Origin of the sequence: Geodermatophilus sp. DF01-2 (genome assembly GCF_004571065.1) — a bacterium.
Lineage (GTDB): Bacteria > Actinomycetota > Actinomycetes > Mycobacteriales > Geodermatophilaceae > Geodermatophilus.
Window position 1 is genome coordinate 25,695 of record NZ_SPQN01000020.1, and the last position, 24,386, is coordinate 50,080.

Sequence of the window (24,386 nt, forward strand, 5' to 3'; positions counted from 1 at the left end):
CCCCGCGCAGGCCACCGCACCGGCCGGGCAGACTGCCGGGGTGACCGAACTCCCCACCACGCTCGCCCCCGGCGGCATGGCCGTCGGACTGCGGCGGGCGACGACGGACGACGTCCCCGTGGCCCCCTCCAGGGCACCGCCCCGAGCTTGCGAGGGGTGGGGAGGAGGGGGTCCTTCTGCTACCGCCGGGCCTTCGCCGCGATCGACGCCGATCCCGCCCAGCTGCTGCTCGCCGTCACGTACGGCCAGGACGTCGTCGGCACGATGCAGCTGACCGAGATCCCAGGGCTGTCCCGGGGCGGGGCGACGCGGCTGGAGGTCGAGGCCGTGCGGGTGCGGTCCGACCTCCGTGGGCGCGGCATCGGCGCGGCCGTCCTCGGCTGGACCCGCGACGAGGCCCGCCGGCGCGGCTGCGGCCTCGTCCAGCTCACCACCGACACCCGGCGTCCGGAGGCGCACCGCTTCTACGAGCGGCTGGGGTTCACCGCCTCGCACGTGGGGTTCAAGCTGCAGCTGTGAGCGGGTGTCAGCCCGACGACAGCCGGTCGGCGGCCACCTGGGCGTACACCTGCTCGTGCACGGCCCGGACGGCGGCGCGCTGTTCGTCCCGCCAGGCCCGGTCGGCCGGCCGGGGCACCGGCCGGGTGAGCGCCGCGGCGACCGCGGCGTCCAGCGACACGGGATCCAGGCCGCGCTCCTCGTCGTTGTCGTAGGTCACGACGTCGGACCACTGGTCGGCGAACCAGCCGCAGCTGGGCGCCACCACCCGGGTGCCGACGTCCCGGCAGACCTCCAGGTCCCGGGAGTGCGTGCCGCAGCACTCGGGCAGGACGACGGCGTGCAGCTCCTGCAGCTGCGCCGCCCAGGAGTCCGCCTTCCGCGGCAGGTACTCCAGGGTGTCCCCGGCCGCGAAGACCGGTGGCGGCTCGACGTCGTCGTCGAGGAAGACCCGCAACCGCCCGCCGCCGTTCACCGCGCCCGACAGCGCCGCGCGCACCAGGCCCGCGGGGTCGGGCAGCGCGGAGCACGGGGCGCGCAGCGGCAGTCCGACCAGGCCTCGCTCGGCGCCCAGCTCGGGCAGCGGTTCGACGATCGTGGGGTGCGCCACCACGATCGCCGTCCGGCCGAAGCGGGCGGCGATCTCGTCGGCCGCGCCCGGGGTGAGCGTGAAGACCACCTCCGCCGTCGACAGCAGCGCCTCCAGGTGGGCGTCGTGCCGGCGCCGGGTCGACTGCTCCGGGTCCCGCAGCTGGTGCACGGTCAGGACCAGCGGGACGTCGTTCCGGCGCAGCGTCTCCGCCCAGCTCACGACCTCGTCCTCCGGCAGGTGCCCGAAACCGGAGTGCAGGTGCACCACGTCCACGCCGTCGGCGTGCGCGGTGAGGTAGGCCGGGTCCAGCCAGGGGCTGGGGCCCTGCGTCGGCCCCACCCGGACGACGCCCGCCGGCAGCACGGCGTCGACGTAGGGATCCGAGTACGGGACCGCCACCACCCGGATCCCGGGACCCTCCGGGGCTTCGGCGGGGTTCACGCGGCGGTACTCCTCCTGCGGCCGCGCACTGCGACGGCAGGGGCGGGACTCCGACGGAACTGGCTCGTGCTGGTGTACTACCCACCGGCCTCCCATCCAACCCGTGCGGTCACCCGGAGTGCACATGGCCACCCGAACGGGTCACGTCCGGGGAGCCGACCCGGCCGGGCGGTCAGCCGGAGTCGGCGGCCGCGGACTCCCGGCGCGCGGCCCGGCGCGGTCATCCCGCGGCCTCGCGAGCGTCGCGCGCCTCGCGTGCCGCCGCGTAGGCCGGCGCCCGGAACCGGGCCATCGGCCCGTCGGGGACCAGGTCCGGCGGCGGGTTCCGGACGGCGTCGAAGCGCAGGTCGGGGTCGACCCCGGGGACCGGGCCGTGCAGCCGCAGCCGGCCGAACGGCTGCCAGGCCCCTGTCCCGCGGGCCGCGGCGAGGGTGTAGGCGAGCCGGCCGGCGCGCGCCGCCGCCACCACCGGCCCCGGTTCTGCGGTCACCGGCCCGGACGCGGGCCCGGGCAGGGCCGCGAGGAACACCGGCCCGGCGGCCGAGCGGTAGCCCATGATCGAGGTGAACGTGGCGGCGGCGTCCCTGCGGAGCACCGGGACCCAGCGGGTCAGCCGGCCCCGTCCGGAGGTCGAGAGCAGCAGGTCCACGGGGCTCTGCGGCCCGGGCAGGCGGACGGCGAGGCCCAGCAGGTCCGGCAGCGGCGCGGGCAGCCCCGCCCCGCGCGAGAGCCGCACGAGCGCCTCCTGCTCGCCGGCGCCCGCCAGCCAGGGCACCCCCCACCCGGCCGGCCCACCGGAGCGCTCCAGCACCGCCTCGAGGACCACGCCCCGCGGGTGCATCGGCTTGCCGCGACGCCACCGGGCCAGCGCACCGAGTGGGACGGCGACGGCGCGCCCGGCCGTCGCGAGCAGGTCGCTCACGGGCGTCCTCCTGTCGACGGGATGCCGGGCCCATACCCAGTCCGGCGAGCCTGCGTCCAGCGGTGCCGATCCGCCTGGGACGGATGTGGCGGGTGAGACCGAGTCCGCAGAACATGGCCAACTCCGGCCCCGTGCTCGGTGGACTTCCGCCACGTGACACGGAAGAGCCCGGCGCCTACGTTCAGTACATGCTCACGACGTTCCTGGTGATCGGTGGTGTCCTCGTCGGGCTCGTCGGCCTGCTCGCCCTCATCGTGGCGCTGAGCGCCCGCCCGGCTCCCCGGTCGCGCACCGGCAACGGCTGGGTCGCCGACACCGGCCGCCGCCACCCCGACGCCTGGTCCGCGCCGACGTCGGAGCTCCCGGCCGCCCCCTGATCCGGCGCCCCCTGGTCCGGCGTCCCGGCGGCTGCGGGCAGCGCGCCGCCGGGACGCTCCGACACCTCCGAGACCGTTCCCCTGTCCCGGGTCGTCGCCCTGCGCGATGATCGGACCGCGGCCTACCACTTCCCCCGGGTGGCCCCAGGCGCGGCGAGGACGACATGGCACGGTCGGACAGGTCAGGCCATCCCCACCCCCGGCTGCGCGCGGCCGGAGGGCTGCTGCTGGCCCTGCCGCTGACCGGGGCGCTGCTCGCCGCCCTGCTGGTGCCCTGGGTGGTCGGACCGGGCCTGGCCGCCAGCAGCTCGGCCGCGCTGCTCGCCCCGCTCCCGGTCGAGCTGACCGACGCCACCCCGCCCGGCAACACCGCCGTCCTGGCCGCCGACGGGTCGGTGATCACGTACTTCTACCGGAACAGCCGCACGCCGGTGGGTGCCGACCGGATCGCCGACGTCATGGAACAGGCGCTGGTCTCGATCGAGGACGAGCGCTTCCACGAGCACAACGGCCTCGACGTCCAGGGCACGCTACGGGCGCTGGTGCGCAACGTCAGCTCCGGCTCCGTCGAGGAAGGCGGCTCGACGATCACCCAGCAGCTGGTCAAGCAGACGCTGCTGCAGACCGCCGTCACCCCCGAGGAGCGGCAGGCGGCCACCGAGCAGAGCCTGACCCGCAAGCTGCGCGAGGCGCGGCTGGCCCTCGCGCTCGAGGAGGAGTACTCGAAGGAGGAGATCCTCACCCGGTACCTCAACGTCGTGTACTTCGGCGAGGGTGCGTACGGCGTGCAGGCCGCCGCGCAGGCCTACTTCGGCGTCGATGCCGCCGACCTCACCCTGCCGCAGGCGGCGATGCTCGCCGGGCTGGTGCGGACGCCGGCGTCGGACAGCCCGCTGGCCGACCCCGAGCGCGCCCAGGAGCGGCGCAACGTGGTGCTCGAGCGGATGCACGCCCACGGCCACATCACCGACCAGGAGCTCGCCGAGGTCTCGGCCCGGCCGGTCGAGACCTCCCCGGCCCCCGCGCCGCCCAACGGCTGCGCCGGGGCCGCGCTCGGCGGCTTCTTCTGCGACTTCCTGCAGCAGTACCTCATCGGGACGCTCGGCCTCACCCAGGAACAGCTTGAGGACGGCGGGCTGACCATCCGCACCACCCTGCGGCCGGACCTGCAGCGCGCCGGTGACGCGGCCGTGCTCGCCAGCCTGCCGATGGGCGACCCGGTGGCGGTGACGTTCACCGCGGTCGAGCCCGGCACCGGAAACGTGCAGGCGATGAGCGTCAACCGGGTGTTCGGCTACGACGCCGACGACCCGGCGCAGGAGTCGGTGAACCTGAACGTGGCCGCCAGCAAGGGCGCCGGCTCGACCTACAAGGTGTTCGTGGCCACCGCGGCGCTGGAGCGCGGCCTGCCGCCCTGGCACACGATCACCACCAGCGATCCCTACACCTCGCGCGTCTACCGGAACGGCACCGATCCCTACACGGTCTCCAACGTCGGGGACGGCATCCCGCCGACCCTTTCCATGCACGAGGCGATCGTCCGTTCCTCCAACACCTACGTCGTGGCCCTGACGGACGAGCTGGGCAGCGTCGAGGGACCGGTCCGCGCCGCCCAGCGGATGGGCCTGTTCTCCCTCGACCCGGTCGCCGACCAGGTCGTCGCCGAGCAGCGCGGGTCCTTTCCGCTCGGTCCGGAGGCGACCAGCCCGCTCGCGCTGGCCGGCGCCTACTCCACCCTCGCCGCCAACGGAACGCAGTGCGACCCCGTCCCGGTGACCGAGGTGCTCGACCGGCACGGGCAGCCGCTGACCCGGCAGGACGGCAGCCCGGTGGGCACCGGCGCCTCGTGCACGCCGGAGGCGGTGTCGCCGCAGATCGCGACGACGCTCAACCAGATGCTCGTCGGCGGCACGACCCTGCCCTTCGGCACGGGGCTGCGGGCCGCGATCCCCGGCCACCAGGTCGCGTCCAAGACCGGCACCAGCCAGGACCGCTTCTCCGTCGCCTTCGTCGGCTACACGCCGCAGTACGCCGCCAGCGTGATGCTGTTCCACCCGACGGCGAACGTGGACGTCGGCGGGTTCGGCGGCGGGCTGGGCGGCCAGGTCTGGCACGACGCGATGCTGCCGGTCCTCTCGGCCCAGCCGCCGGCGCTCTTCCCACCACCCGGCATCCCGCTCGACCCGCCGCCGCCCGCCTGACCGCCGGGGACGGTCACCGCAGGGGCGCGCCCCACTCCGTCTCCCGGCGCAGCACCGGCTTGAGCACCTTGCCGCCGGGGTTGCGGGGCAGCACCTCCGTGCGGACCGCGACGTACTGGGGGACCTTGAAGTCCGCCAGGTGGGCGCGGGCGTGCTCGAGGACGGCCGCGACGTCGACGTCGGCCCCCGGCGTGGGGACGACGACGCAGCCGACCTTCTCCCCCATCATCGAGTCCGGCACACCGACCACCGCGACCTCGAAGACGCCGGGTGCCGCGGCGAGGACGTTCTCGACCTCGACGCAGTACACGTTCTCCCCGCCGCGGTTGATCATGTCCTTGGCCCGGTCGACGATGTAGGTGAAGCCGTCGGCGTCGATGCGGGCCAGGTCGCCCGTGCGCAACCAGCCCCCCGCGAACGCCTGCTCGGTGGCCTCCGGCTTGTTCCAGTAGCCCTGCACCACGTGGGCGCCCCGGATGAGCAGCTCTCCCACGCCGGTGGACGGGTCGACGTCGGCCAGGTCGAGGTCGACGACGGGGGCGGGGAAACCGACCGAGTCCGCGTGGGTGTCGGCGTACTCGTGCGGCAGGAAGGTGGAGATGGAGGAGGTCTCCGACAGCCCGAACCCGTTGCCGACCCGCGCCGACGGGAAGCTGCGCTTGATCGCCTGGACCAGGTCCGGGGCGATCGGCGCGCCGCCGTAGGTCGCGTACCGGACGCCGCTGACGTCGACGGAGGAGAACTCCTCCTGGCCGATCGCCAGCCAGAAGATCGCCGGCACGGTCGTGACGACGGCGATCCGCTCCTCCGGGATGACCCGCAGGAACCGCCCGACCTCGAACACCGGCATGACCACCGCCGCCGCGCCGGCCTGCAGGGTGGGCAGCAACTGGCTGTTGCAACCGGTGACGTGGAACAGCGGGACCGAGATGAGATTGCGCAGCGTCGGGTCCTCGTGCGGCAGCCCCACCACCCGGCGCGCGTTCTCCACGTTGGTCAGGAAGTTCTCGTGGCTGGTCATCGCCCCCTTGGGGAACCCGGTCGTGCCCGAGGTGTAGAAGATCGCCGCCAGGTCGCCGCGCCCCAGCCCCTCCTCCACGGTGGGCGCCCCGTCCGGCAGGGACGAGCCCGGCTCGAGCACCACCCGGGCGCCGCTGTCCTCGACGACGTAGCGGGCCTCCTCGTCGGTGAACCGGGTGTTGACCGGGACAGCGACGCCGCCGGCCATCAGGGTGCCGAGGAACCCGAGCACCCAGTCGACGCCGTTGCCGAGCCGGATCGCGACCCGGTCGCCACGACCGACCCCGGCCTCGCGCAGCCCGCCGGCCACCCGGGCGGCGGCGTCCCACAGCTCCCGGTAGGTCAGCCGCGGACCGTCGACCTCGACGACGGCCTCCGCCTCCGGATCCCGCTCGACCGACGTCCGCACCATCGCGACGACGGAGTCGGGGAGGTCGACGTAGCGCTTGACCCCCGCCGCGTCGCGCTCGATCCCCGCCTCGTCGAAGGGCCGCAGCACCATCAGTACGCCCCCACGTTCTCGAAGTAGCGCCGCGGGTTGGCCACCAGCATGGTCTCGATCTGCTCCTCGGTGACCCCGTGCTGTCGTAGGTACGGGAGCACCTCCTCGTGGATGTGCGTGTAGTGCCACTGCGGGAGCAGGTCCATGACCCCCGGCGCGAGCCAGTCGATGTAGCAGGAGGCGTCCTGCGACAGCACCATCTGCTCCGCGTACCCCCGGCGGCACATCTCCACGACGATGTCGGCCCGCGCCTCGAACGTGGTGTCCAGGTTGATGCCGAACCGGTCCATCCCCAGGACGAAGCCCGCCTCGGCCAGCTCCGAGAGGTGGTCGGCGTCGGTGGTGTCGCCGCTGTGACCCAGGACGACGCGCCGCGGGTCGACGCCCTCGTCGTCGAGGACCTCCTTGGCCGCCAGCCCCTGCCGGCTGCCGGGGTGCGTGTGCACGGTGATCGGGACCCCGGTCGCGCGGTGCGCCTTGGCGACGGCGCGCATCACCCGCTCGACACCGGCGGTCATGCCCTGGTGGTCGATGGCGCACTTGAGGACGCCGGCCCGCACTCCTGTGCCGGCGATGCCGTTCTCGATGTCGCCCACGAACATGTCGACCATCGGGTCGGGCACCTCGGCGCCGACGGCCTCGTTCAGCGCCGGGCCCCGGTAGTGGAAGAAGAACGGGACGTCGTCGTATGTGTAGCAGCCGGTGGCCACGACGATGTTGAGGTCGACCTGCTCGGCGATCCGCTGGATCCGGGGGATGTAGCGACCCAGCCCGATGACCGTCGGGTCGACGATCGTCCGGACGCCCGTGCCGGCCAGCTTGCTGAGTTTCGCCACCGCGTCGGCGACCCGGTCGTCCTCGCTGCCCCACTCCTCCGGGTAGTTCTGCTGCACGTCGGCGTTGAGCACGAAGACGTGCTCGTGCATGAGGGTCTGGCCGAGCTCGGCGGTGTCGACGGGGCCCTTGACGGTCTGGACCTGGGGCACGGTTCTCCTCCTGGGGGTCAGCGGCCGGCGCGGCGCCGGGCGATCGCGGTGGACAGCGCGACGGCGATGATGAGCGCCGCGCCGTTGAACGTAGGCTGCACCCAGTCCGCTGCCCCCGCCAGCACCAGGCCGTTGACGCTGACGGCGACGAAGAGCACCCCCAGCAGGGTGCCGACCACGTTGAAGGTGCCGGGCTTGATCGCCGTCGCCCCCAGGAACGCGGCGGACAGGGCGGCCAGTGTGAACCCGGGTCCCACCGCCGGATTGGCCGTGCCAGCCCGGGCCAGCAGCAGGACGCCGGCGACCCCGGCCAGGCCGCCGGACAGCACGAAGCTCGACAGGACGTACCGGTCGACCCGCAGGCCGACCAGCCGGGCCGAGCCCGGGCTGACCCCGACCGAGGTCAGGTAGCGACCGTACGGGGTCTGCGTGAGGACGTACCAGACGGCGAACGCGACGACGGCGAGCGTGAAGACCGTCCGCGGCAGCCCGAGCCAGGTACCCGAACCGAGCGCCGTGATGCTCTCGGGGATGCCGATGCTGATGACCTGGTTGGCGGTGTAGAGGGAGATCAGCCCGGCGACCAGCGTGGCCGTGCCCAGCGTCGCGATGAGCGCGTTGACCCCGATCCGCGCGACGAGCACGCCGTTGAAGAGCCCGACCAGGCAGCCGGAGAGGACGCCGAGGCCGATCGCCACAGCGACCGGCAGGTCGTGCTCGGCGGCCGCACTCGCGGTGACGATCGAGGAGAGCCCCACCACGGACCCGACGGACAGGTCGAACTGCCCGCAGGTGAGCGGGATGATCGAGGCGAGCGCGGTGATCGCGATGACCGCCTCGTTGCCGAGGATGTTGCGCCAGTTGGCCGAGCTCGCGAACGTGCCGCTCGTCGGCTCGTAGACGCTGAAGAACAGGCACAGCAGCAGGAACAGGATCAGCAGCGCGTACCGCTCGACGAACGGCATGGCCCGGGCGGTCCACGGTGCGGGTGGCCCGGTGACCGGGGTCTCCGACCGGATGGCGTCGCTGTCGGTGGCCGGGACCTGCTCCGAGGTCTCCTGGGTGGAGCCGGTCGTCATGCGGGGACCTCCGCGGTCAGGTAGGAGAGCTCGGTGAGACGGTCAGCGGTGATGTCGGGAGCACGCAGCTCGGCGGCCACCCGACCCTCGCGCAGGACGACGACCCGGTCGGCGACGTGCGCCATCTCCTCGAAGTCCGAGGTCACGAGCAGGACGGCGGTGCCGCGGTCGGCCGCGGCCCGCACGTGGGTGTAGATGTCCGCGCGGGCGTTGACGTCGACGCCCTGGGTCGGCTCGTCGAGCAGCAGGACCGCGGGCTCGCGGCGCAGCCAGCGGCCCAGGACGACCTTCTGCTGGTTGCCGCCGGACAGCGTGCCGGCCGGCGGCAGGTCGCTGGCCGGCTTGACCCCGTAGCGGTGCACGAGCCGGCGGGCGTCGTCGCGCTCGGCGCGGTGCCGGAGCCGCCCGCGGCGCCAGTAGGAGGGGACGACGGTGGCCGACAGGTTCGCGCGCACAGACATGCCGGCGAACAACCCCTCCGCCCCCCGGTCCTCGGGGACGAGGGCGAGCCCGGCCCGCATCGCCTCGCGCGGCCCGCGGACCCGCAGCGGCCGGCCGTCCAGCAGGAGCTCGCCGGAGGTCGTGGGGAGGTCACCGAACAGTGCGTGCAGCAGCTCGGTGCGCCCGGACCCCAGCAGACCGGCGACGCCGAGCACCTCCCCGCGGTGCAGCTCCAGGTCGACGCCCCGCAGTGGCCCGGCAACCAGACCGCGCACCGACAGCGCAACCTCGCCCGGCGGTGCGGTACGCGGCTCCGGGAAGACCCGGTCCAGCGGTCGCCCGACGATCATCTCGACCAGCCCGGACTCGGTCATCCCGGACACCGCGCGCGACCCGACCACGTGCCCGTCGCGCAGCACGGTGACCGTGTCCGCCAGGCCGAGGACCTCGCCCAGCCGGTGGCTGACGTACACGATGGTCTGGCCGGCCTCCGCATAGCGGCGCAGCGCCGTGAGCAGGACCTCGACCTCCCAGGCGGGGAGCGAGGCGGTGGGCTCGTCCAGCACGAGGACGCCGTCGTGGGCGTCCTCCTGGTCCTGCAGCGCGCGGGCGATGGCCACCATGACCCGGTCGGCCGGCCGCAGGGCCGCCACCGGCATGTCCGGCGTCGCCGGGATGGAGAAGCGCTCCAGCACCTCGGCAGTGCGCCGGCGGGTCGCCCTCCGGTCGATGCGGCCGGTCCGGCCGGTCACGAACCCGTGCCCGATGGCGATGTTCTCCGCGACGCTGAGCGCAGGGAAGACCGCCGGGTCCTGGTGCACGAAGTGCAGCCCGTGCTGCCTGGCCACCTCGGCCGACCAGCGCTCGGCCGGCGTCGACGCCCCTCCGACGGAGATCGTGCCGCCCGGGTCGGCCCGGTGGACGCCGGCGAGCAGCTTGACCAGCGTCGACTTCCCCGATCCGTTCCCGCCGAGCAGCGCGTGCACCTCGCCCCGGCCGACCGCGAGCGAGGCGTCGGTGAGGACCGTCGTCGGGCCGAAGGTCTTGCTCAGCCCGGAGGCGTGCAGGACGACGTCCGGCACGCCTCCGCTGCCAGCGGTCAGGACAGGCCCCAGATGCGCCGGTAGTTGGCCTCGTAGTCCTGCGTCGGCTTGCCCTCCTCGTCGATGTTGCCGTCGTAGAAGGTCGTCTCCGTCGGCAGGGAGGGGGAGGAGGTGTCGAGGGTCTGCAGGCCGATGCCTGGGTCGACCTGCTCCTCGCCCTGCAGGAGCCGGTTCATGCCGTCGATCGCGGCCCAGCCGACCCAGCGGGCGGGGGCGCCGGCGATCATGTCCTGGCCCTTGCCCTCGCGGACGAACCCGATGTTGGGCGACAGCCCCTCGCCACCGGTGACCAGCAGCTCGTCGTCGCGGCCCGAGGCCGTCACGGCCTGCGCGATGCCGAGGGTCAGCGCCGCGTCGTAGGGGACGTAGACGACGTTGGCGTCCGGGTGCTGGGTCAGCGCGGCCGCGGCCTTGGCCCGCAGCTGCCCGGTGGCCAGGTCGGTCAGCGTGAAGGGGACCTGCGCGACGATCTCGCACCCGCCACACGGCTCGAGGTGACGCGCGAACCCCTTGTACAGGTGCTGGGCGACCAGGATGTCGTCCTCGATGAACTGGATGACCTTCGCCTGGCCGTCGGTCTCCGCGATCACGTAGTCCGCGACGCTCTTGGAGTAGACGTCCTCGACCTGCTCGGCGTAGGTGCGCCCCTCCTCGTACTGCAGTTCGGCGTCGAAGAGCGGCTCGCCGCCCTCGCCGAGCAGCGGGTCGTCGCAGTCGAGCGAGTAGAAGGCGTAGATCGGGATCCCCGCGGCCTTGGCCTCCTCGAGCGCGCTCTTGGCCGCGACGCAGTCGACGACGTCGAGGATGATCCCGTCGGCCTGGTCGGCGATCGCCGTGCGGATACCTTCGGCGAATCCGTCCGGGGTGCCCTTGCCGTCGAAGACGGTCACGTCCCAGCCGAGCGCCTCGCCCGCCTCCTTGGCTCCGGCAGCGGGTGCCGAGCACCCCTCACCGGCCTCCAGGCACGAGATGACCCAGATGTTCTGGTCGGGGAGGGGAGCCGGGGAGCTGTCGGGCAGGGCGCGGTCGGTGCCGCGACGGTTCTGCTCGACGGCGGCCTGGGCTTCGGCGACGATCTCGCTGTCGGTGCCGGAACCCTCCGCGCCGGCGCCGGCCTCGGCGTCGGCTTCGGAGCCACCGCAGGCCGCGACGAGTGAGAGAGAGGCCACGGCGGCGAGAGCCGCGAGACGGGACCGTGGGGATCGGGACACAGACTCCTCCTCGACGCAGCACGACCGGCCGCGAGTGGCACGAGTGTGTCCAGGACCACTCCGAGGGGGCAGGGGTTGTGCTCCTACCCTTGAGGACGCGACTGTGTGAGGGGTCACACTGGACGGGTGACGATCCGCCGCTCCCACCGCCAGCCGAGGAGACCGTGAGCAGCCTCTCCCCGGTCCTGTCGCCGTCGCCCCCACCCCCGCCGCCCGACCTGGTGCAGGCCGTCTACCGCCGGCTGGGTGAGGCAGTGCGGCGCATGCTCACCGGGTTCGTCGAGGAGATCCCCTTCTACCGCCGGCTGCCCGAGGAGCAGCTCCGCGGCGAGATCGCGCAGGTGTGCCGGGACAACATGGCGGCCTTCGTGCGCTGCTGCCGCGAGGATCGGCTGCCTGCGCACGGCGAGCTCACCGCGGCCTCGGCAGGCGCGGCCCGCCGGGCCGAGGAGGGGGTGCCGCTAGACGCCGTCCTGATGGCGTACGTGATCGGCAACCGGGTGACGTGGCAGATGCTCGTCGAGCAGGTTCCCCGTGGGTGCGAGGCGCAGGTGGCGGGCTTCACCGAGTACCTCCAGCGCTACCTGCAGGCGATGCTGCAGGCGGTCACCGAGGCCTACATGGAGGAGCGACGGTCCATCGAGCACCACGAGGGTTCGGCCTGGCGCAGCCTCGTACAGGACGTGCTCGACGGCCGGACGCCGGCCGCACTCGCGCAGCGGCTGGGCGTCGTGATCGCCGAGGCCTACCTCGTGGTGTCGCTCCACGTGGGAGCGACCGACGACGAACGCGACGAGGCCGTCGACCCCGAGGTGGCCGGACGGCGGAAGGTCCGGCGGGTGCAGGCGGTGGTCGACCGGCTGCCCGGGCGTGCGGCCACCTTGTCGTCGCTGTCCCCGGCCGGCGGTCTGGTGCTCCTGCCCGGCACGGCGACACACCTGCCCGGCCCCGCGGAGACCGCGCAGGTGGTGCAGCTGCTCGGCCGGGCGGCAGGAGCGCAACCCACGGCCGTCGCCGTGCCGGCGACGTCCCTGACCGCGCTGCCCGCTGCGGCAGGCCAGGCCCGCGAGCTGCTGCACCTGGTCCGGCTCCTCGGCCGTCCGGCCGGCCTGTACTCCTCCGACGACCTCGTCCTGGAGCACCAGTACGCCCAGCCCGGACCGGCCCGCGAGCGGTTGGCCGCGCTGCTCGAACCGTTGACCGCACACCCCGAGCTGCTCACCACGGCCCGGTGCTGGCTGGCACACGAGCGCAGCCGGCGGGACACTGCCGAGGCGCTCCACGTCCACCCCAACACCCTGGACAAGCGACTGGACCGGATCGTGGCCCTGACCGGCGTCCAGCTCTCGACCAGCCGGGGGGTGGGGCTGCTGCAGGCGGGGCTGGTCGCCCTGCAGATGCAGCAGGTGGACGGCGGGACGCTCCCGGGCCTCGAGGTCTGACCGAGCTGTGCGGTCGCCATCCGGGGCTGGCTCCGGGACCCCGGATGTGGTGGAGTGCGCCACACCGTCCGCCGTAACAGAACGGCGGAGCGTTGCAGGGGAGGCCCGTTGAGCGCACCGACCGTCCACGACGCCCGCACCGTCCAGGTCGGCGACATCGCCGTCGCCGTGCAGGAGTACGGAGACGGAGACCCGCTGCTCATCGTCAACGGCACCAGCCAGTCGCTGGGCTTCTGGACCGAGACCGCTCAGGTCTGGGCGAGCAGCCACCGGGTCATCACCTACGACCTGCGGGGCATGGGTGGCTCCGAGCGCGGCGCGGGCGAGATCAGCGTCAGCACGTTGGCCGCCGATGCGCAGGGGCTGCTCGAGGCGCTGGGCATCGAGCGGGCGCACGTCCTCGGTTACTCCCTGGGCAGCGCCGTCGCCCAGGAGCTCGCCCTCACCGCGCCGGAGCGGGTGGCCTCGCTGGTCCTGCTGTGCACCTGGGGACGGACCGACGGCCTGCAGCGGTCGGTGTTCACCGCGCTGGCCCATCCCTGGCGCACCGGCGACCTCGAGGCCGCCCTCGGGGCGCTGGGGATGGCGTTCTCCCCGCAGCTGCTCGACAGCCCGGAGTTCGGGGCGCTGGTCGAGCAGCTCCTGCCGCTGTTCCCGAGCACGGAGGCCCAGATGGCCACGACCGCCGAGCAGTGGGATGCCGACATCGCCCACGACACCCAGGACCGGCTCGGGAGGATCGCCGCCCCGACCCTCGTCGTGGCCGGCGAGCAGGACCTGCTGACCCCGCCGTGGCAGGGACAGCGCGTCGCCGAGCAGATCCCGGGAGCGCGGCTGGAGATGTTCACCGGCCCGGGGTCCAGCCACGCCCTCGGCGTCGAGCGTGCCGAGGAGTTCGTCCCCATGGTGCTCGAGTTCCTCGGCCAGCACCGCCTCTCCTGACCCGCCGCCGCTCCTGACCCTGCGCCGTAGCCCCGGAGTGCTCCCGGACTACGGCGCAGGGTCAGCCCTCGGCGAGGAACTCCAGGGCGCGCGGGATGCCCGAGGGGCCGGCAACCGTGGACAACCGCGCTCCGGACGCCGCGGCGAAGGCCCGGGCCTCCACCGCGTCGTCCGCCGGTGCCACGACGACGAGTTCCTCGAGTCGGCGCGCGTAGGGAACCGGGTCGGGGCCGCTCGTCGGCCGGCCGTCCGACAGCAGGACGGTCAGCCGGCGAGGTGCCACCGACCGCTCGAGCTGGGCCCGTGCGGTGTCCAGCGCGTGCGCGAGGTCGGTGAGCCCGTGTCCGCGCAACTGCAGCAGGTCGTCGACCACGGCTGCGGCCGGCCGGGGCCGGTCCTGGGATTTGACCACGATCGCCCGGTCGCTGAACGCCACGACGCTGTAGTCGTCCGGGGCGCGCAGCGCCACGGCCGCCGCGGCCAGCGACGCCGCTGCCAGGCGTGCACCGCCCACCGACCCGCTGCGGTCCACGAGCAGGCACAGGGCGGTCGCCGGCCTCGCCCACGCGGTGCCGCGCAGGTCCTCCACCGCTGGCGGCTGCCCGCTCGCGGCCGCCGTGAGCAGCGCGTCGAGACTGCCCTCGACGTCGAGGTCCCCGCCCGGCTCCAGCCGGATCCGGCGCAACCTCCCGATGCCGCGCTGCCGCGCCGGCCCCCGGCGCCCCAACCGCACCGCCACCCGGCCGGCGAGCCGGCGGGCCAGGGCGCGCAGCCGCGGGTCAGTGGCTCCGGCCATGTCGGCGAGCAGACCGAGGGCCGCGTCGGGGTCCGCAGCCAGCGCGTCCTCGAAGGCCGTCTCGTCGAGCTCCCCGAGCCGCGGGGACAGCTGCTCGAACACCGGCGCCCGCGCCAGATCCCGGCGGGAGGTCGTGCGACGCCCGGCCTCGGCGATCTCGGCCTGTGCGTCCTCGCCCTCGAGGGTCAGGTCGGGGCGCTGCACCCCGGTGGGGTCTGGGCCGGCCGGGCCCGGCGGTACGCCGGGCCCGGCCGGCGGGCTTCCCCCGGGGCCTCGTCCTCCTCCGCGCCCGGCGGGGGCGGCCCGAAGACCTGGGCCCACAGCTCCCGGACGACGTCCTCGGCGGTGCGGGACGACCCTTCCTGCATCCGGAGGCGTCCAGAAAGGGCAGTGAGGGCCGCGTCGAGCGAGACGGCCGGGTCGACCGGCGCGGCCTTCCGCAGCCCGGCCAGTGCGGCGGCCACCAGGACCAGGTCGATGGCCCCGCGCACGGAGGAGCCGACCCGCACGTCCGGGTGCGACCGCGTGCGGCGGACCAGGTCCACCACCTGTGCCCGAAACCCGTCGTCCACCGCCACCCGCGCGGCGTTGCGACGGACGATCTCCGTCTCGTCCTCGGCGTCCTGGTAGTCCATCCGGACGCGGCAGGTCCGGTCGTAGATGGCCGAGGCGATCCGGGCGGTGCCGACGGCATCGAACGGGTTCATGGCCGCAACCAGCCGGAACCCGTCGGCCGCGACGAGCCGCCCCAGCCGCGGCACGTGCAGCTCCCCCTCGCTCATCACCGTGATCAGGACGTTGAGCGTCTCCTCCGGAACGCGGTTGATCTCCTCCACGTACAGCAGGGCGCCACTGCGCATGGCCGCGCTGAGCGGCCCGTCGACGAAGACCTCCTCGGCGTAGCCCTCGCTCATGACCCTCGAGGGGTCGTGGTGGCCCACCAGCCGGGCGGGTGTCAGCTCGGCGTTGCCCTCGACGAACTCGAACGGCAACCCTGCCGCCTGCGCCAGCCCGCGCAGCAACGTGGACTTGCCCGTGCCCGGCGGCCCCTCCAGGAGCATGTGCCGGCCGGCCAGCAGCGCGGCGAGGACCAGCTCGACCTCGCGGCGCCGTCCGACCACCTGCTCCCGCAGGCGGTCGGACAGCGCGGCGTCGAGCCCGACGCCGCCCTCCGGAGCGGTCAGTAGTCCTCCTCGCCGTACATGATCACGCCGCGGACGTTCTTGCCGGCGAGCATGTCGGCGTAGCCCTGGTTGATGTCCTCGAGGCGGTAGGTCTTGGTGATCAGCTCGTCGAGCTTGAGCTGACCCTCCTGGTAGAGCCCCAGCAGCTTGGGGATGTCGAAGCGGGGGTTGGCGCTGCCGAAGATCGAGCCCTGCAGCCGCTTCTGCATCATCGCCAGGTCGAACAGGCTCAGGCTGACGTCCGAGGCGGTCATGTCGCCCATGCCGGTCACGACCCCGGTGCCGTTCTTCTTGATCAAGGCCATCATCTCGGCGATCTGGGCGCCCTCGATCCGGCCGACGGTGATGATGGCCTTGTCCGCCATCTTCCCGCGGGTGAGCTCCCGCAGCGGTTCCACGGCCTCCTCCATGCTGGCGAAGGTGTGGGTCGCCCCGAGCGCCATGGCCTGCTCGCGCTTGAACTCCACCGGGTCGATGGCGACGACCCGCTTGGCGCCGGCCAGGGCGGCGCCCTGCACGGCGTTGGACCCGACGCCGCCGATGCCGATGACCACGACGGTGTCCCCGGCCTCGACTTGGGCGGCGTAGACCGCCGAGCCCCATCCGGTCGTCACGCCACAGCCGACCAGCGCCGCCTTGTCCAGCGGGATGTCCTCGTCGATCTTGATGACCGACGACTCGTGGGCCACCACGTACGGCGAGAAGGTGCCGAGCAGGCACATGGTGGCGGCGTCCTTGCCGTTGACGTGCGCCCGGTAACCGCCGTCGGCGATCATCTGGCCGGTGATCAGCGTGGCCCCGTTGTCACACAGGTTCTGGTGCCCGGTCGAGCAGGACTCGCAGCGGCCACACGCCGGGATGAAGCCGAGGACGACGTGGTCGCCCTCTTTCAGGCTGGTCACCCCGGGGCCGACCTTGTCGATGATGCCGGCGCCCTCGTGCCCGCCGATGAACGGGAAATCGCCGGGCGGGAGGATTTGGATGTCCCCCTCCCGGATGTGCTCGTCGGAGTGGCACATCCCCGAGGCGGCCAGCTTGATCCGCACCTCCCCGGCCACCGGGTCGTCGAGCTCGACCTCCTCGATCTGCCAGTCCTGGTGCGTTCCCCAGAGCACTGCGGCCTTCGTCTTCACCGGTTCTCCTCACGGACGGGGTGAGTCTCCTCACATCGTCGGCGACGGTAACCAGAGCGCGCCGGCTAGACAACGGCACCCCGTTGCGAGGGCCGGACGCACCACACCGGGACCGACCGGTCAGGACGGTCCCTCGATGAGCGCCCGCTGCAGCCGGTTGGCGGTGTCGACATCGGGCACCCGGTTGGCGAGGACGTCGGCATAGAGGAACGACTCGCCGATGCGGACGAGCGCGAACGCGAGCGCACCGGGCTCGGCGAGGAGGGGCAGGCCGGCGTCCTCCGCATCGCGCCGAAGCAGCGCCTCCACCGCGGCGACGACGCCGGACTGGATCGCGCCCCTCGGGTCGGTCAGCACGCGGATGGTCAGCGCGGGCTCCTGGTCCAGGAGCCGGCGTAGAGCCGGGGCCGACGAGACAGCCTCGTTGAACATCCGGATGACGCCGACCGAGCGCAGCCCGCCGTCGGGTGCGAGGTCCCACTGCCGCTCCGCCGCGGCGAAGGTCCGCCGGGTGAGCAGCCACAACGCCGCACCGAGCACGGCCTCGCGGCCCCCTGCGTGCCGGAAGAGGGTCACCCGCGAGATCCCGAGCTCGGCCGCGAGCGCCTGCATATCCAGCCGCCGACCGTGGACGAGCCACTCGGCAGCCAGCTCGTGCGCTCGCGCGGCGAGAGCGCCTGAAACAGAGTCCTTGACTGTTTCAGGCCTCTCGGGCAGCGTCATGGCACAGATCACACTTCCGGTCGTTCGCGGGGCCGCAGCCGGTCATCGACGACCTCAGCAGCCGGCGCGCCCCGTCGGCAAGACCGTCTCTCCCCGGGCGGCAGGCCAGGGGACCCTTCCCCGAGGAGTGTCATGAGCGACGAGTACAAGGTGGCGATCCTGGGCGCCGGCATCGGAGGCCTCGGCATGGCCGCCCGGCTCCGGATGGAGGGCGAGACGTCCTTCGTGATCCTGGAGAAGGCCGACGCCATCGGAGGCACGTGGCGGGAGAACACCTACCCCGGCGCCGCCTGCGACGTGCAGTCGCACCTGTACTGGTACGCCTTCGACGACGAGCAGCCCAACTGGAGCCGGCTCTACGGGCAGCAGCCCGAGATCCGGGCGAACATCGACTCCTTCGTGGAGCGCCACGGGCTGGCCGAGCACATCCGGCTCGACGCCGAGGTGAGTCGGGCCACCTGGGACGACGCCGGCGGCGCGTGGGTGATCGAGACGGTCTCGGGCGAGCAGATCCGCGCCGAGCTCTTCATCGGGGCCTGGGGCCAGCTCAACCGTCCCTCCTTCAAGGGCATCCCCGGCCGGGAGAGCTTCCGCGGGGAAGCCTTCCACTCGGCGCAGTGGCGGCACGACGTGGACCTCACCGGCAAGCGGGTCGCCGTCGTGGGCAACGGCGCCAGTGCCGTGCAGATCGTCCCCGAGATCGCCGAGCAGGTCGCCTCCCTCACGGTCTTCCAGCGCTCGGCGAACTACCACGTGCCCCGGATGGACCGGCCCTACGACCCCGAGGAGCTGCGGACCTTCAGCGACCCCGCCCGCCTCCGGGAGAGCCGCGAGGCCTTCTACGCAGAGCACGAGAGCTGGGTCGGCGCGATGCAGCTCGAGAGCAACCCGGTGCTCGACGAGTTCTACCGGATCGCCCGCGAGCTGCTGGACACACAGGTCCCCGATCCGGTGCTCCGGGAGAAGCTGTGGCCGGACTACCCGTTGGGCTGCAAGCGCGTCCTGGTCGCCGACACCTACTACCCCGCGCTGATGCGGGACGACGTCGAGCTGGTCACCGACCGCATCGCCGAGGTCGTGCCGGAGGGCATCCGGACCCAGGACGGCACCGTCCACGAGTTCGACGTCGTCGTCTTCGCCACCGGGTTCGAGACGCTCTCCTTCCTCGGCAGTCTCGAGATCACCGGGCGCGACGGACGGTCACTGCGGGACATCTGGCAGGACGGCGCGCACGCCTACCTGGGCATAACCGTGAATGGCTTCCCCAACTTCTTCCTGCTCTACGGGCCCAACACCAACCTGGGGCACAACTCGATCATCCTCATGCTGGAGTGCCAGTACGACTACGTCCTCCAGGCACTGCGTGCCCGCGAGGCTCACTCCGCGGTCGCCCTCGACGTCCGCGCCGACGCGATGCAGCGGTACAACGACCAGCTGCAGGAGCAGCTCCGCAGCACCGCCTTCGCCGGCGGCTGCAACAGCTGGTACAAGACCGCGGAGGGCCACATCACCAACAACTGGTCGGGCAGCGTGGACGACTACCGCCAGGCGACCCGACAGCTGCAGGTCGAGGACTACGAGATGCTCCAGTCCGCCACGGCCTGACCGGGCGCTGGCGCCCGTCCGCCCCGCGCCAGGGACGGGCGTCAGGTCCCGGTCATCAGCTCCGCGGCCCGCTCACCGAGCATCACCGCGGTCGCCGCCGGGCCGCGTGAGGTGACCGTGGGCATGACGGAGGTGTCCACGACCCGCAGCCCCTGGACCCCGCGGACCCGCAGGTGCTGGTCGACCACGGCCCCGGGGTCGGAGTCCGGCCCCATCCGCGCCGTCCCCGCCAGGTGCACCGCGGTGGCCAGGGAGCGGCGGATCCAACGGTCCAGCTCCCGGTCGGAGGCGAGGACGTCGTCGGGCAGGCCGGTCCGCCCGGCGACCAGCGGGGCCATCGCCACCGTCCGCAGCAACTCGGCCGCCAGCCGCACCCCCTGCCGCATCCGCCGCCGGTCGGAGTCGGTCGTGAGGTAGCGGTACTCGATCCGCGGCTGGACCCGCGGGTCGGTGCCGGTCAGCGTCAGCCGGCCGCGGCTGTCCTCCCGCTGCAGCGCGACGCCGAGGAACAGGTCGTCGCGACGCCGCGCGGTGTCGAGCAGCCGGTGCAGCGAGGCGCCGCGCAGCGCCCGCAGCGTGGCACCCGGCCGGCGCAGCACCCGCGCGACCCCGGCGGAGGTCCGCGCCACCATCACCCGGCTGAACGGCTTGAGCCAGGGCAGCACCTCCAGGTCGCCGGGCACCGTCGAACCGTCGGCGGTGGCGTTGAGGACGCTGTGCAGCGGATGCAGGTCCCGGGGCATCGGCAGCCGCCGGGCCGGGCGCCAGGTGACGTAGACGTCCGGGTGGTCGGTGAAGTCCCTCCCCACCCCGGGGACGTCGGCCACCACGTCGATGCCCAGGGCGCGGAGCTCGTCGGCCGGCCCGATGCCCGAGCGCAGCAGCAGCGCCGGCGACCCGACCGCGCCGGCGGCGAGCACCACCTCGGCGGCGCGGACGACGCCGTCCGCCGTCTCGACGCCCACCGCGCGGCCGGACTCGACGACCACCCTGCGCACGTGCACGCCGCCGCGCACGGTCAGCCCGGGGTTCCCGCGGCGCGGCGAGAGGTAGGCCATGGCGGTGTTCACCCGGACCCCGCCGGCCACGTTGAGCGGAACCGGTCCCCAGCCGGGCGGCCCGCCGGCGTTCTTGTCCGGCTCCGCGGGGAAGCCCAGCTCGGCGGCGGCGGCGCCGAGCGCGTCGGACAGCGGGTGGTCGTGCTCCGGTCGCTGCACCGGGACCGGGCCGGACGCGCCGTGGCCGGGCCGGTCGCCGTACTCCCGGTCGGCCTCCAGCCGGACGAACGCCGGCAGCACCGCGTCGGCCGACCACAGGTCGTTGCCGGCGGCGGCCCAGCCGTCGAAGTCGGCCCGGGTGCCGCGGACGAAGTAGCCGCCGTTGAGCGCGCTGGACCCGCCGGCCACCCGGCCGCGCGGCACCGGGAAGGTCACCTCCTCGGTGAGCACCCCGGTGAGGTCCCAGTTGGCCGGGTGCCCGGGGACTGCCGCGCCCATCCGGGCGGCGTCGGTGAACACGTGCGGGAACTCGACGTGGTCCGCGCCGGCCTCCAGCACCAGCACCCGCCGTCCGGCGTCGGCCAATCGCGCGGCCAGCGGAGCGCCGGACGTGCCGGCCCCCACCACGACGACGTCCTCCCCGTCGACGTCCCACCCGCCCGTCACAGCCCCAGCGCCTCCGGCAGGTCCAGCCGGCGCACCTTGCCGGTCGAGGTGCGGGGCAGCTCGCCGAGCGGGTGCAGGCTCTTGGGCCGCTTGACCGGGCTCAGCCGCTCCCGGGCCCAGGCGGCGAGGTCGTCCGGGGCGGCGGTGCCCACGTAGGCGGCGACGACCCGCTGCCCCCACTGCTCGTCGGGGACGCCGACGACGGCGCTCTCCACGACACCGGGGTGCGCGTCGAGCACCGCCTCCACCTCGGCCGGGTAGACGTTCACCCCGCCGGAGATCACCAGGTCCTCGCGGCGGCCGTCCAGCCACACCGTCCCGTCGCCGTCCACCCGGCCCAGGTCGCCGACGGTCACCAGGTCGCCGCGCCGGGCCGCCGCGGTCTTCTCCGGCGCCCGCCAGTACTCGAACCGGGCCCAGCGCGGCACCGCGCACCACAGCTGCCCGCGCTCGTCGGTCACCAGCCGCCGCCCCGGCCGCGCCCGGCCGACGCTGCCGGGGTGGGCCAGCCAGTCCTCCGGCGAGCAGACGGTGAACTGGGCCTCGGTGGACCCGTAGAACTCCCACACGCTGCCCTCGGGCAGCGCGGCGAGCACCGCCCGCTTCAGCGGCTCCGGACAGGGCGCCCCGGCGTGCACGAGCCGCCGGAACGACGACCAGTCGACGCCGCCGTGCGCGAGGAGGCGCTGCAGGTGGGTGGGCACGCAGAACGTGGTGGTGGGTCGCTCCGTGGTGATGACCTCCGCCGCGCCAACGGCGTCGAACGGGCCGGGCAGCAGCACCTCCCCGCCGGCCAGCAGCGTGGAGACGGCGAACCGCAGCGGCGCCGAGTGGTGCAGCGGGGAGAGCACCAGGTGCCGGTCGGCCGGGCCGAAGCCCCACAGCTCGATCTCCTCGGCAGCCAGCGCGCGGGCGTCGTCGGCGGCCAGCACCCCGGACCACACGCCCTTGCGGCGACCGGTCGTGCCGGAGGTGTAGTGCATCGGCCGGGCCAGCGGGACGTCGGCCAGCTCGGCCTCGTCGTCCCCGCTCAGCAGCCGCGCCGGGTCGCTGCCGGCGTCGAGGGCCGGGTCGGCGTCCTCGGCGAGCGCGGCCCGTTCTGCGGCGGGCAGCGCAGGGTCGAGCACCACCGGGACGACGCCGGTGCGCAGCGCGCCCAGCACGACGGCCAGCAATGCGGGGGAGGCGGCGGCCGAGACGAGCAGCCGGTCGCCCGGACCCAGCCCGGCCGTCCGCAGCGCGGCCGCCGCCCGCCGCTGGTCGCGCTCGCTCCCGGCCGCGCGGACCACCGCGACGTCCCTCACGGCGCCCATGGTTCGCTCCCGCGGGGCGCTCCGCTCCTCGCTCCTTCCTCGCTGCGATGCTCACGCTCCTGCTCGCTCACGGGAGCCGCACCCGGTCGCCGTCCAGCACGACGTGCCCCTCGGCGGCCAGCTTGTCCAGCGTCGCCCGGGTGGACTGCGCCGCGGCCGGCCACACCTCCCGCGGCACCTCGGCGTAGACGTCGGCCACCAGCTCGTCGACCGTCCGGGCACCGCGCACCATCGCCGCGAGCAGCTGCCCCTCCCGGAACGCCCGGTGGGCCAGGTAGAAGTCCAGGACCGCGCCCGGGTCCTCGGTCAGCTCCGGTCCGTGCCCGCAGTACAGCGCGCTCGGGCCCAGGTCGTGCACCCGCCGCAGGGACGCCAGGTAGGCCAGCACGTCGCCCTCCGGGTGGGTGACCACCGAGGTCCCCCGGCCCAGCACGTGGTCGCCGACCAGCACCGCGCCGGACTCCAACCGGAAGGCCAGGTGATCGGCGGTGTGCCCGGGCGTGGGGACGACGGCGAGCGTCGTCCCGGCCAGTGCGAGCCGCTCCCCCGGCTCGAGCACCCGGCCGCCCGGCCCGGCCACCCGCGTGTCGGCGGCCGCCACCTGCGCGCCGAACCGCTCGCCCCACGGCAGCGCCGCCTCGGCGTGGTCGCCGTGGTGGTGGGTGACCAGGACGGCGACGCACCGGGCGTCCCGGGAGGCCAAGGCGGCCTCCACCGCGGCCAGGTGCGCCGGATCGTCGGGACCGGGGTCGACCAGCACGGCCTGCCCGCTGCCGGGGGCGCCCACCACGTAGGTGTTGGTGCCGTCGAGGGTCATCGGCGAGGGGTTCGGCGCCAGCACGCGGGTGACCAAGGGCTCCAGCCGCGCCGTCCGGAGCATGGTCCCCGGCGCGGGGAGGTCCCAGGTGCTGCGCGGGTCGGCCGGGGTGCTCACGTTCGGCACGGTAGCCGCCGGCCCCCTGCAGGGTCCCCGGCCCCGTCCCGGGTCCCGCCCCGAGCCTGCGAGGGGTGGGGAGGACGGGGTCCTCTTACGAGGGGCGGGGAGCAGGGGGCCCTCTTCCGGGGCGCGACCGGCGGATACCGTCGATGCATGCGCTCCCCCGCCCCGCTGCTCCGCTCGGCCCTCGCGGGGGCCGTCGCCGTCGTCCTGCTCACCGCCTGCGGCGGGTCCGGAGACGACGAGCCGGCCGCTGCGTCCAGCACCTCCGCGCCGGCGACGTCGTCGTCCGCCGCGCCCAGCGGGACGACGGCCCCCGACCCCGCCGCCGAGACGTTCTGCACCGACATCACCAGCGCCTTCACCGAGCTGCAGAGCACGCTCGGCGCGACCGCCCCCGAGGAGGTGGCCGGCCGGCTGCCGGACGTCGTCGCCCGGCTGGAGCAGGTCGAGGCCCCGGCCGAGATCGCCCCCGACTGGGAAGCCCTGCTCGACGCGTTCGGCCGGCTCTCCGACACGGCGGCCACCCTCGACCTCGGCACGCCGGCGGGACAGCAGGCCTACGCCGCGGCCGAGGCGGAGGTCAGCCAGGGCCTGGGACCGGCGCAAACCGCGCTGACCGAGTACGTCGTCGCCAACTGCGGCCTGACCTCGGCGGCGCCCACCGGCTGAGAGAGGCCCCCCTGCCCCCGCCACTCGCAGGCTCGCGGGTGGCGGGGACAGGGGGCCGCTCAGCAGCCGCCGATGCTCGCGCCGCGGGCACGCATCCACGGGACCGGGTCGACCTGACCGCCGTACATCGCGCCGCCGGGGTGGACCTCGAAGTGCAGGTGCGGTCCGGTGGACTGGCCCCGGTTGCCGACCTCGGCGATCTGCTCACCGGCGACGACCCGCTCGCCGGCACGGACGAAGTACTGGTTGACGTGCCCGTAGACGGTCACCGCGCCGTCGTCCCCGCGGATGTAGACGGCGTAGCCGAACCCGGTGGCCGTGCCGGCCCGCTGGACGATGCCGGAGTGCGCGGCATAGACCGGCGTCCCGATGGGCGCGGCGATGTCGACGCCGCCGTGCAGGGCGCCCCAGCGCCAGCCGAAGCAGCTGGAGGTGCGGCCCGAGGTCGGCTTGACGTAGGGCCCGGAGCCACCGGAGCCGCCCGCGCTCGCACCCGAACCCGAGCCCGAACCCGAACCCGAGCCCGAGCCCGAACCCGAGCCCGAGCCCGAGCTCGAGCTGCGGGCGGCCGCGCGGGCCGCGGCGGCCGCGGCGGCGAGATC

22 protein-coding genes are annotated in these 24,386 nt (G+C 74.1%); 7 read left to right on the plus strand and 15 right to left on the minus strand.

Going from position 1 to position 24,386, the window contains the following annotated elements:
* Positions 1–156: 156 nt before the first annotated feature.
* Entirely contained in the window at positions 157–519 is a 363-nt protein-coding gene (locus tag E4P41_RS08080; RefSeq protein ID WP_167760973.1) for a GNAT family N-acetyltransferase, read from the plus strand.
* A gap of 7 nt (positions 520–526) precedes the next feature.
* Here the strand turns inward: E4P41_RS08080 and E4P41_RS08085 are convergent, their stop codons facing one another.
* Both E4P41_RS08085 and E4P41_RS08090 read right to left on the minus strand, forming a co-directional pair.
* Positions 527–1,531 carry a glycosyltransferase gene (locus tag E4P41_RS08085; RefSeq protein ID WP_135140389.1) on the minus strand — a complete coding sequence of 335 codons (1,005 nt, stop codon included), beginning with the start codon at positions 1,529–1,531 and terminating at the stop codon, positions 527–529.
* Between the two features lie 220 nt (positions 1,532–1,751).
* The gene (locus E4P41_RS08090) at positions 1,752–2,453 is read right to left on the minus strand and encodes a phosphodiesterase (RefSeq protein ID WP_135140391.1); all 702 of its coding nucleotides are present in this window, start codon (positions 2,451–2,453) and stop codon (positions 1,752–1,754) included.
* A gap of 188 nt (positions 2,454–2,641) precedes the next feature.
* Between E4P41_RS08090 and E4P41_RS08095 the strand changes: the two genes are divergently transcribed.
* Both E4P41_RS08095 and E4P41_RS08100 read left to right on the plus strand, forming a co-directional pair.
* On the plus strand, positions 2,642–2,830 hold the full coding sequence (locus tag E4P41_RS08095; RefSeq protein ID WP_135140392.1) for a hypothetical protein: 189 nt from the start codon (positions 2,642–2,644) through the stop codon (positions 2,828–2,830).
* Positions 2,831–2,994: 164 nt separating this feature from the next.
* On the plus strand, positions 2,995–5,031 hold the full coding sequence (locus E4P41_RS08100; protein ID WP_135140394.1) for a transglycosylase domain-containing protein: 2,037 nt from the start codon (positions 2,995–2,997) through the stop codon (positions 5,029–5,031).
* Between the two features lie 13 nt (positions 5,032–5,044).
* Here the strand turns inward: E4P41_RS08100 and E4P41_RS08105 are convergent, their stop codons facing one another.
* Genes E4P41_RS08105 through E4P41_RS08125 form a run of 5 tightly spaced genes read right to left on the minus strand, consistent with a single transcriptional unit; the run spans position 5,045 to position 11,331 of the window.
* Positions 5,045–6,553 (minus strand): AMP-binding protein, encoded by a 1,509-nt coding sequence (locus E4P41_RS08105; protein WP_135140396.1) that lies wholly within the window; start codon positions 6,551–6,553, stop codon positions 5,045–5,047.
* Entirely contained in the window at positions 6,553–7,539 is a 987-nt protein-coding gene (locus E4P41_RS08110; RefSeq protein WP_135140397.1) for a phosphotriesterase, read from the minus strand. The genes E4P41_RS08105 and E4P41_RS08110 overlap by 1 nt, the downstream gene beginning before the upstream one ends.
* A gap of 17 nt (positions 7,540–7,556) precedes the next feature.
* Complete coding sequence (locus E4P41_RS08115) at positions 7,557–8,618, minus strand: ABC transporter permease (protein ID WP_135140399.1); 1,062 nt, start codon at positions 8,616–8,618, stop codon at positions 7,557–7,559.
* Positions 8,615–10,141: a sugar ABC transporter ATP-binding protein gene (locus tag E4P41_RS08120; RefSeq protein ID WP_135140401.1), complete on the minus strand. Its 1,527-nt coding sequence runs from the start codon at positions 10,139–10,141 to the stop codon at positions 8,615–8,617. Before E4P41_RS08120 ends, E4P41_RS08115 begins: the two co-directional genes overlap by 4 nt.
* Positions 10,142–10,158: 17 nt before the next feature.
* Positions 10,159–11,331, minus strand: coding sequence for a substrate-binding domain-containing protein (locus E4P41_RS08125; protein WP_135140403.1), 1,173 nt, complete (start codon positions 11,329–11,331; stop codon positions 10,159–10,161).
* A gap of 206 nt (positions 11,332–11,537) precedes the next feature.
* On the opposite strand from E4P41_RS08125, the gene E4P41_RS08130 reads away from it, so the two are divergent.
* Positions 11,538–12,815 carry a helix-turn-helix domain-containing protein gene (locus E4P41_RS08130; RefSeq protein ID WP_135140404.1) on the plus strand — a complete coding sequence of 426 codons (1,278 nt, stop codon included), beginning with the start codon at positions 11,538–11,540 and terminating at the stop codon, positions 12,813–12,815.
* Between the two features lie 108 nt (positions 12,816–12,923).
* On the plus strand, positions 12,924–13,757 hold the full coding sequence (locus E4P41_RS08135) for an alpha/beta fold hydrolase (protein ID WP_135140406.1): 834 nt from the start codon (positions 12,924–12,926) through the stop codon (positions 13,755–13,757).
* 61 nt (positions 13,758–13,818) lie between these two features.
* Here E4P41_RS08135 and E4P41_RS08140 read toward each other — a convergent pair whose 3' ends face one another.
* The 4 genes from E4P41_RS08140 to E4P41_RS08155 all read right to left on the minus strand — a co-directional run bounded on the left by E4P41_RS08140 (position 13,819) and on the right by E4P41_RS08155 (position 17,593).
* Complete coding sequence (locus tag E4P41_RS08140; RefSeq protein WP_209307596.1) at positions 13,819–14,757, minus strand: vWA domain-containing protein; 939 nt, start codon at positions 14,755–14,757, stop codon at positions 13,819–13,821.
* Positions 14,739–15,737: a MoxR family ATPase gene (locus tag E4P41_RS08145; RefSeq protein ID WP_348536471.1), complete on the minus strand. Its 999-nt coding sequence runs from the start codon at positions 15,735–15,737 to the stop codon at positions 14,739–14,741. The genes E4P41_RS08140 and E4P41_RS08145 overlap by 19 nt, the downstream gene beginning before the upstream one ends.
* The gene (locus E4P41_RS08150) at positions 15,734–16,870 is read right to left on the minus strand and encodes an NDMA-dependent alcohol dehydrogenase (RefSeq protein ID WP_135140408.1); all 1,137 of its coding nucleotides are present in this window, start codon (positions 16,868–16,870) and stop codon (positions 15,734–15,736) included. Before E4P41_RS08150 ends, E4P41_RS08145 begins: the two co-directional genes overlap by 4 nt.
* 120 nt (positions 16,871–16,990) lie before the next feature.
* Entirely contained in the window at positions 16,991–17,593 is a 603-nt protein-coding gene (locus E4P41_RS08155) for a QsdR family transcriptional regulator (protein ID WP_135140410.1), read from the minus strand.
* 132 nt (positions 17,594–17,725) lie between these two features.
* Here E4P41_RS08155 and E4P41_RS08160 point away from each other — a divergent pair, with 132 nt between their 5' ends.
* On the plus strand, positions 17,726–19,198 hold the full coding sequence (locus E4P41_RS08160; RefSeq protein ID WP_135140412.1) for an NAD(P)/FAD-dependent oxidoreductase: 1,473 nt from the start codon (positions 17,726–17,728) through the stop codon (positions 19,196–19,198).
* A 41-nt stretch (positions 19,199–19,239) separates the two neighbouring features.
* Here the strand turns inward: E4P41_RS08160 and mftG are convergent, their stop codons facing one another.
* From mftG to E4P41_RS08175, 3 genes are all read right to left on the minus strand, one after another.
* Entirely contained in the window at positions 19,240–20,862 is a 1,623-nt protein-coding gene (mftG, locus tag E4P41_RS08165) for a mycofactocin system GMC family oxidoreductase MftG (RefSeq protein ID WP_135140413.1), read from the minus strand.
* A complete protein-coding gene (locus E4P41_RS08170; protein WP_245177185.1) occupies positions 20,859–22,175 on the minus strand; it encodes an AMP-binding protein in 1,317 nt (438 codons plus the stop codon). Before E4P41_RS08170 ends, mftG begins: the two co-directional genes overlap by 4 nt.
* 67 nt (positions 22,176–22,242) lie before the next feature.
* Complete coding sequence (locus tag E4P41_RS08175; protein ID WP_135140415.1) at positions 22,243–23,109, minus strand: MBL fold metallo-hydrolase; 867 nt, start codon at positions 23,107–23,109, stop codon at positions 22,243–22,245.
* Between the two features lie 156 nt (positions 23,110–23,265).
* On the opposite strand from E4P41_RS08175, the gene E4P41_RS08180 reads away from it, so the two are divergent.
* Positions 23,266–23,784, plus strand: a complete 519-nt coding sequence (locus E4P41_RS08180; RefSeq protein ID WP_135140417.1) for a hypothetical protein — start codon at positions 23,266–23,268, stop codon at positions 23,782–23,784.
* A 59-nt stretch (positions 23,785–23,843) separates the two neighbouring features.
* Here the strand turns inward: E4P41_RS08180 and E4P41_RS21985 are convergent.
* The coding region (locus E4P41_RS21985) for a M23 family metallopeptidase (RefSeq protein WP_167760974.1) at positions 23,844–24,386 on the minus strand (543 nt) is incomplete at its 5' end.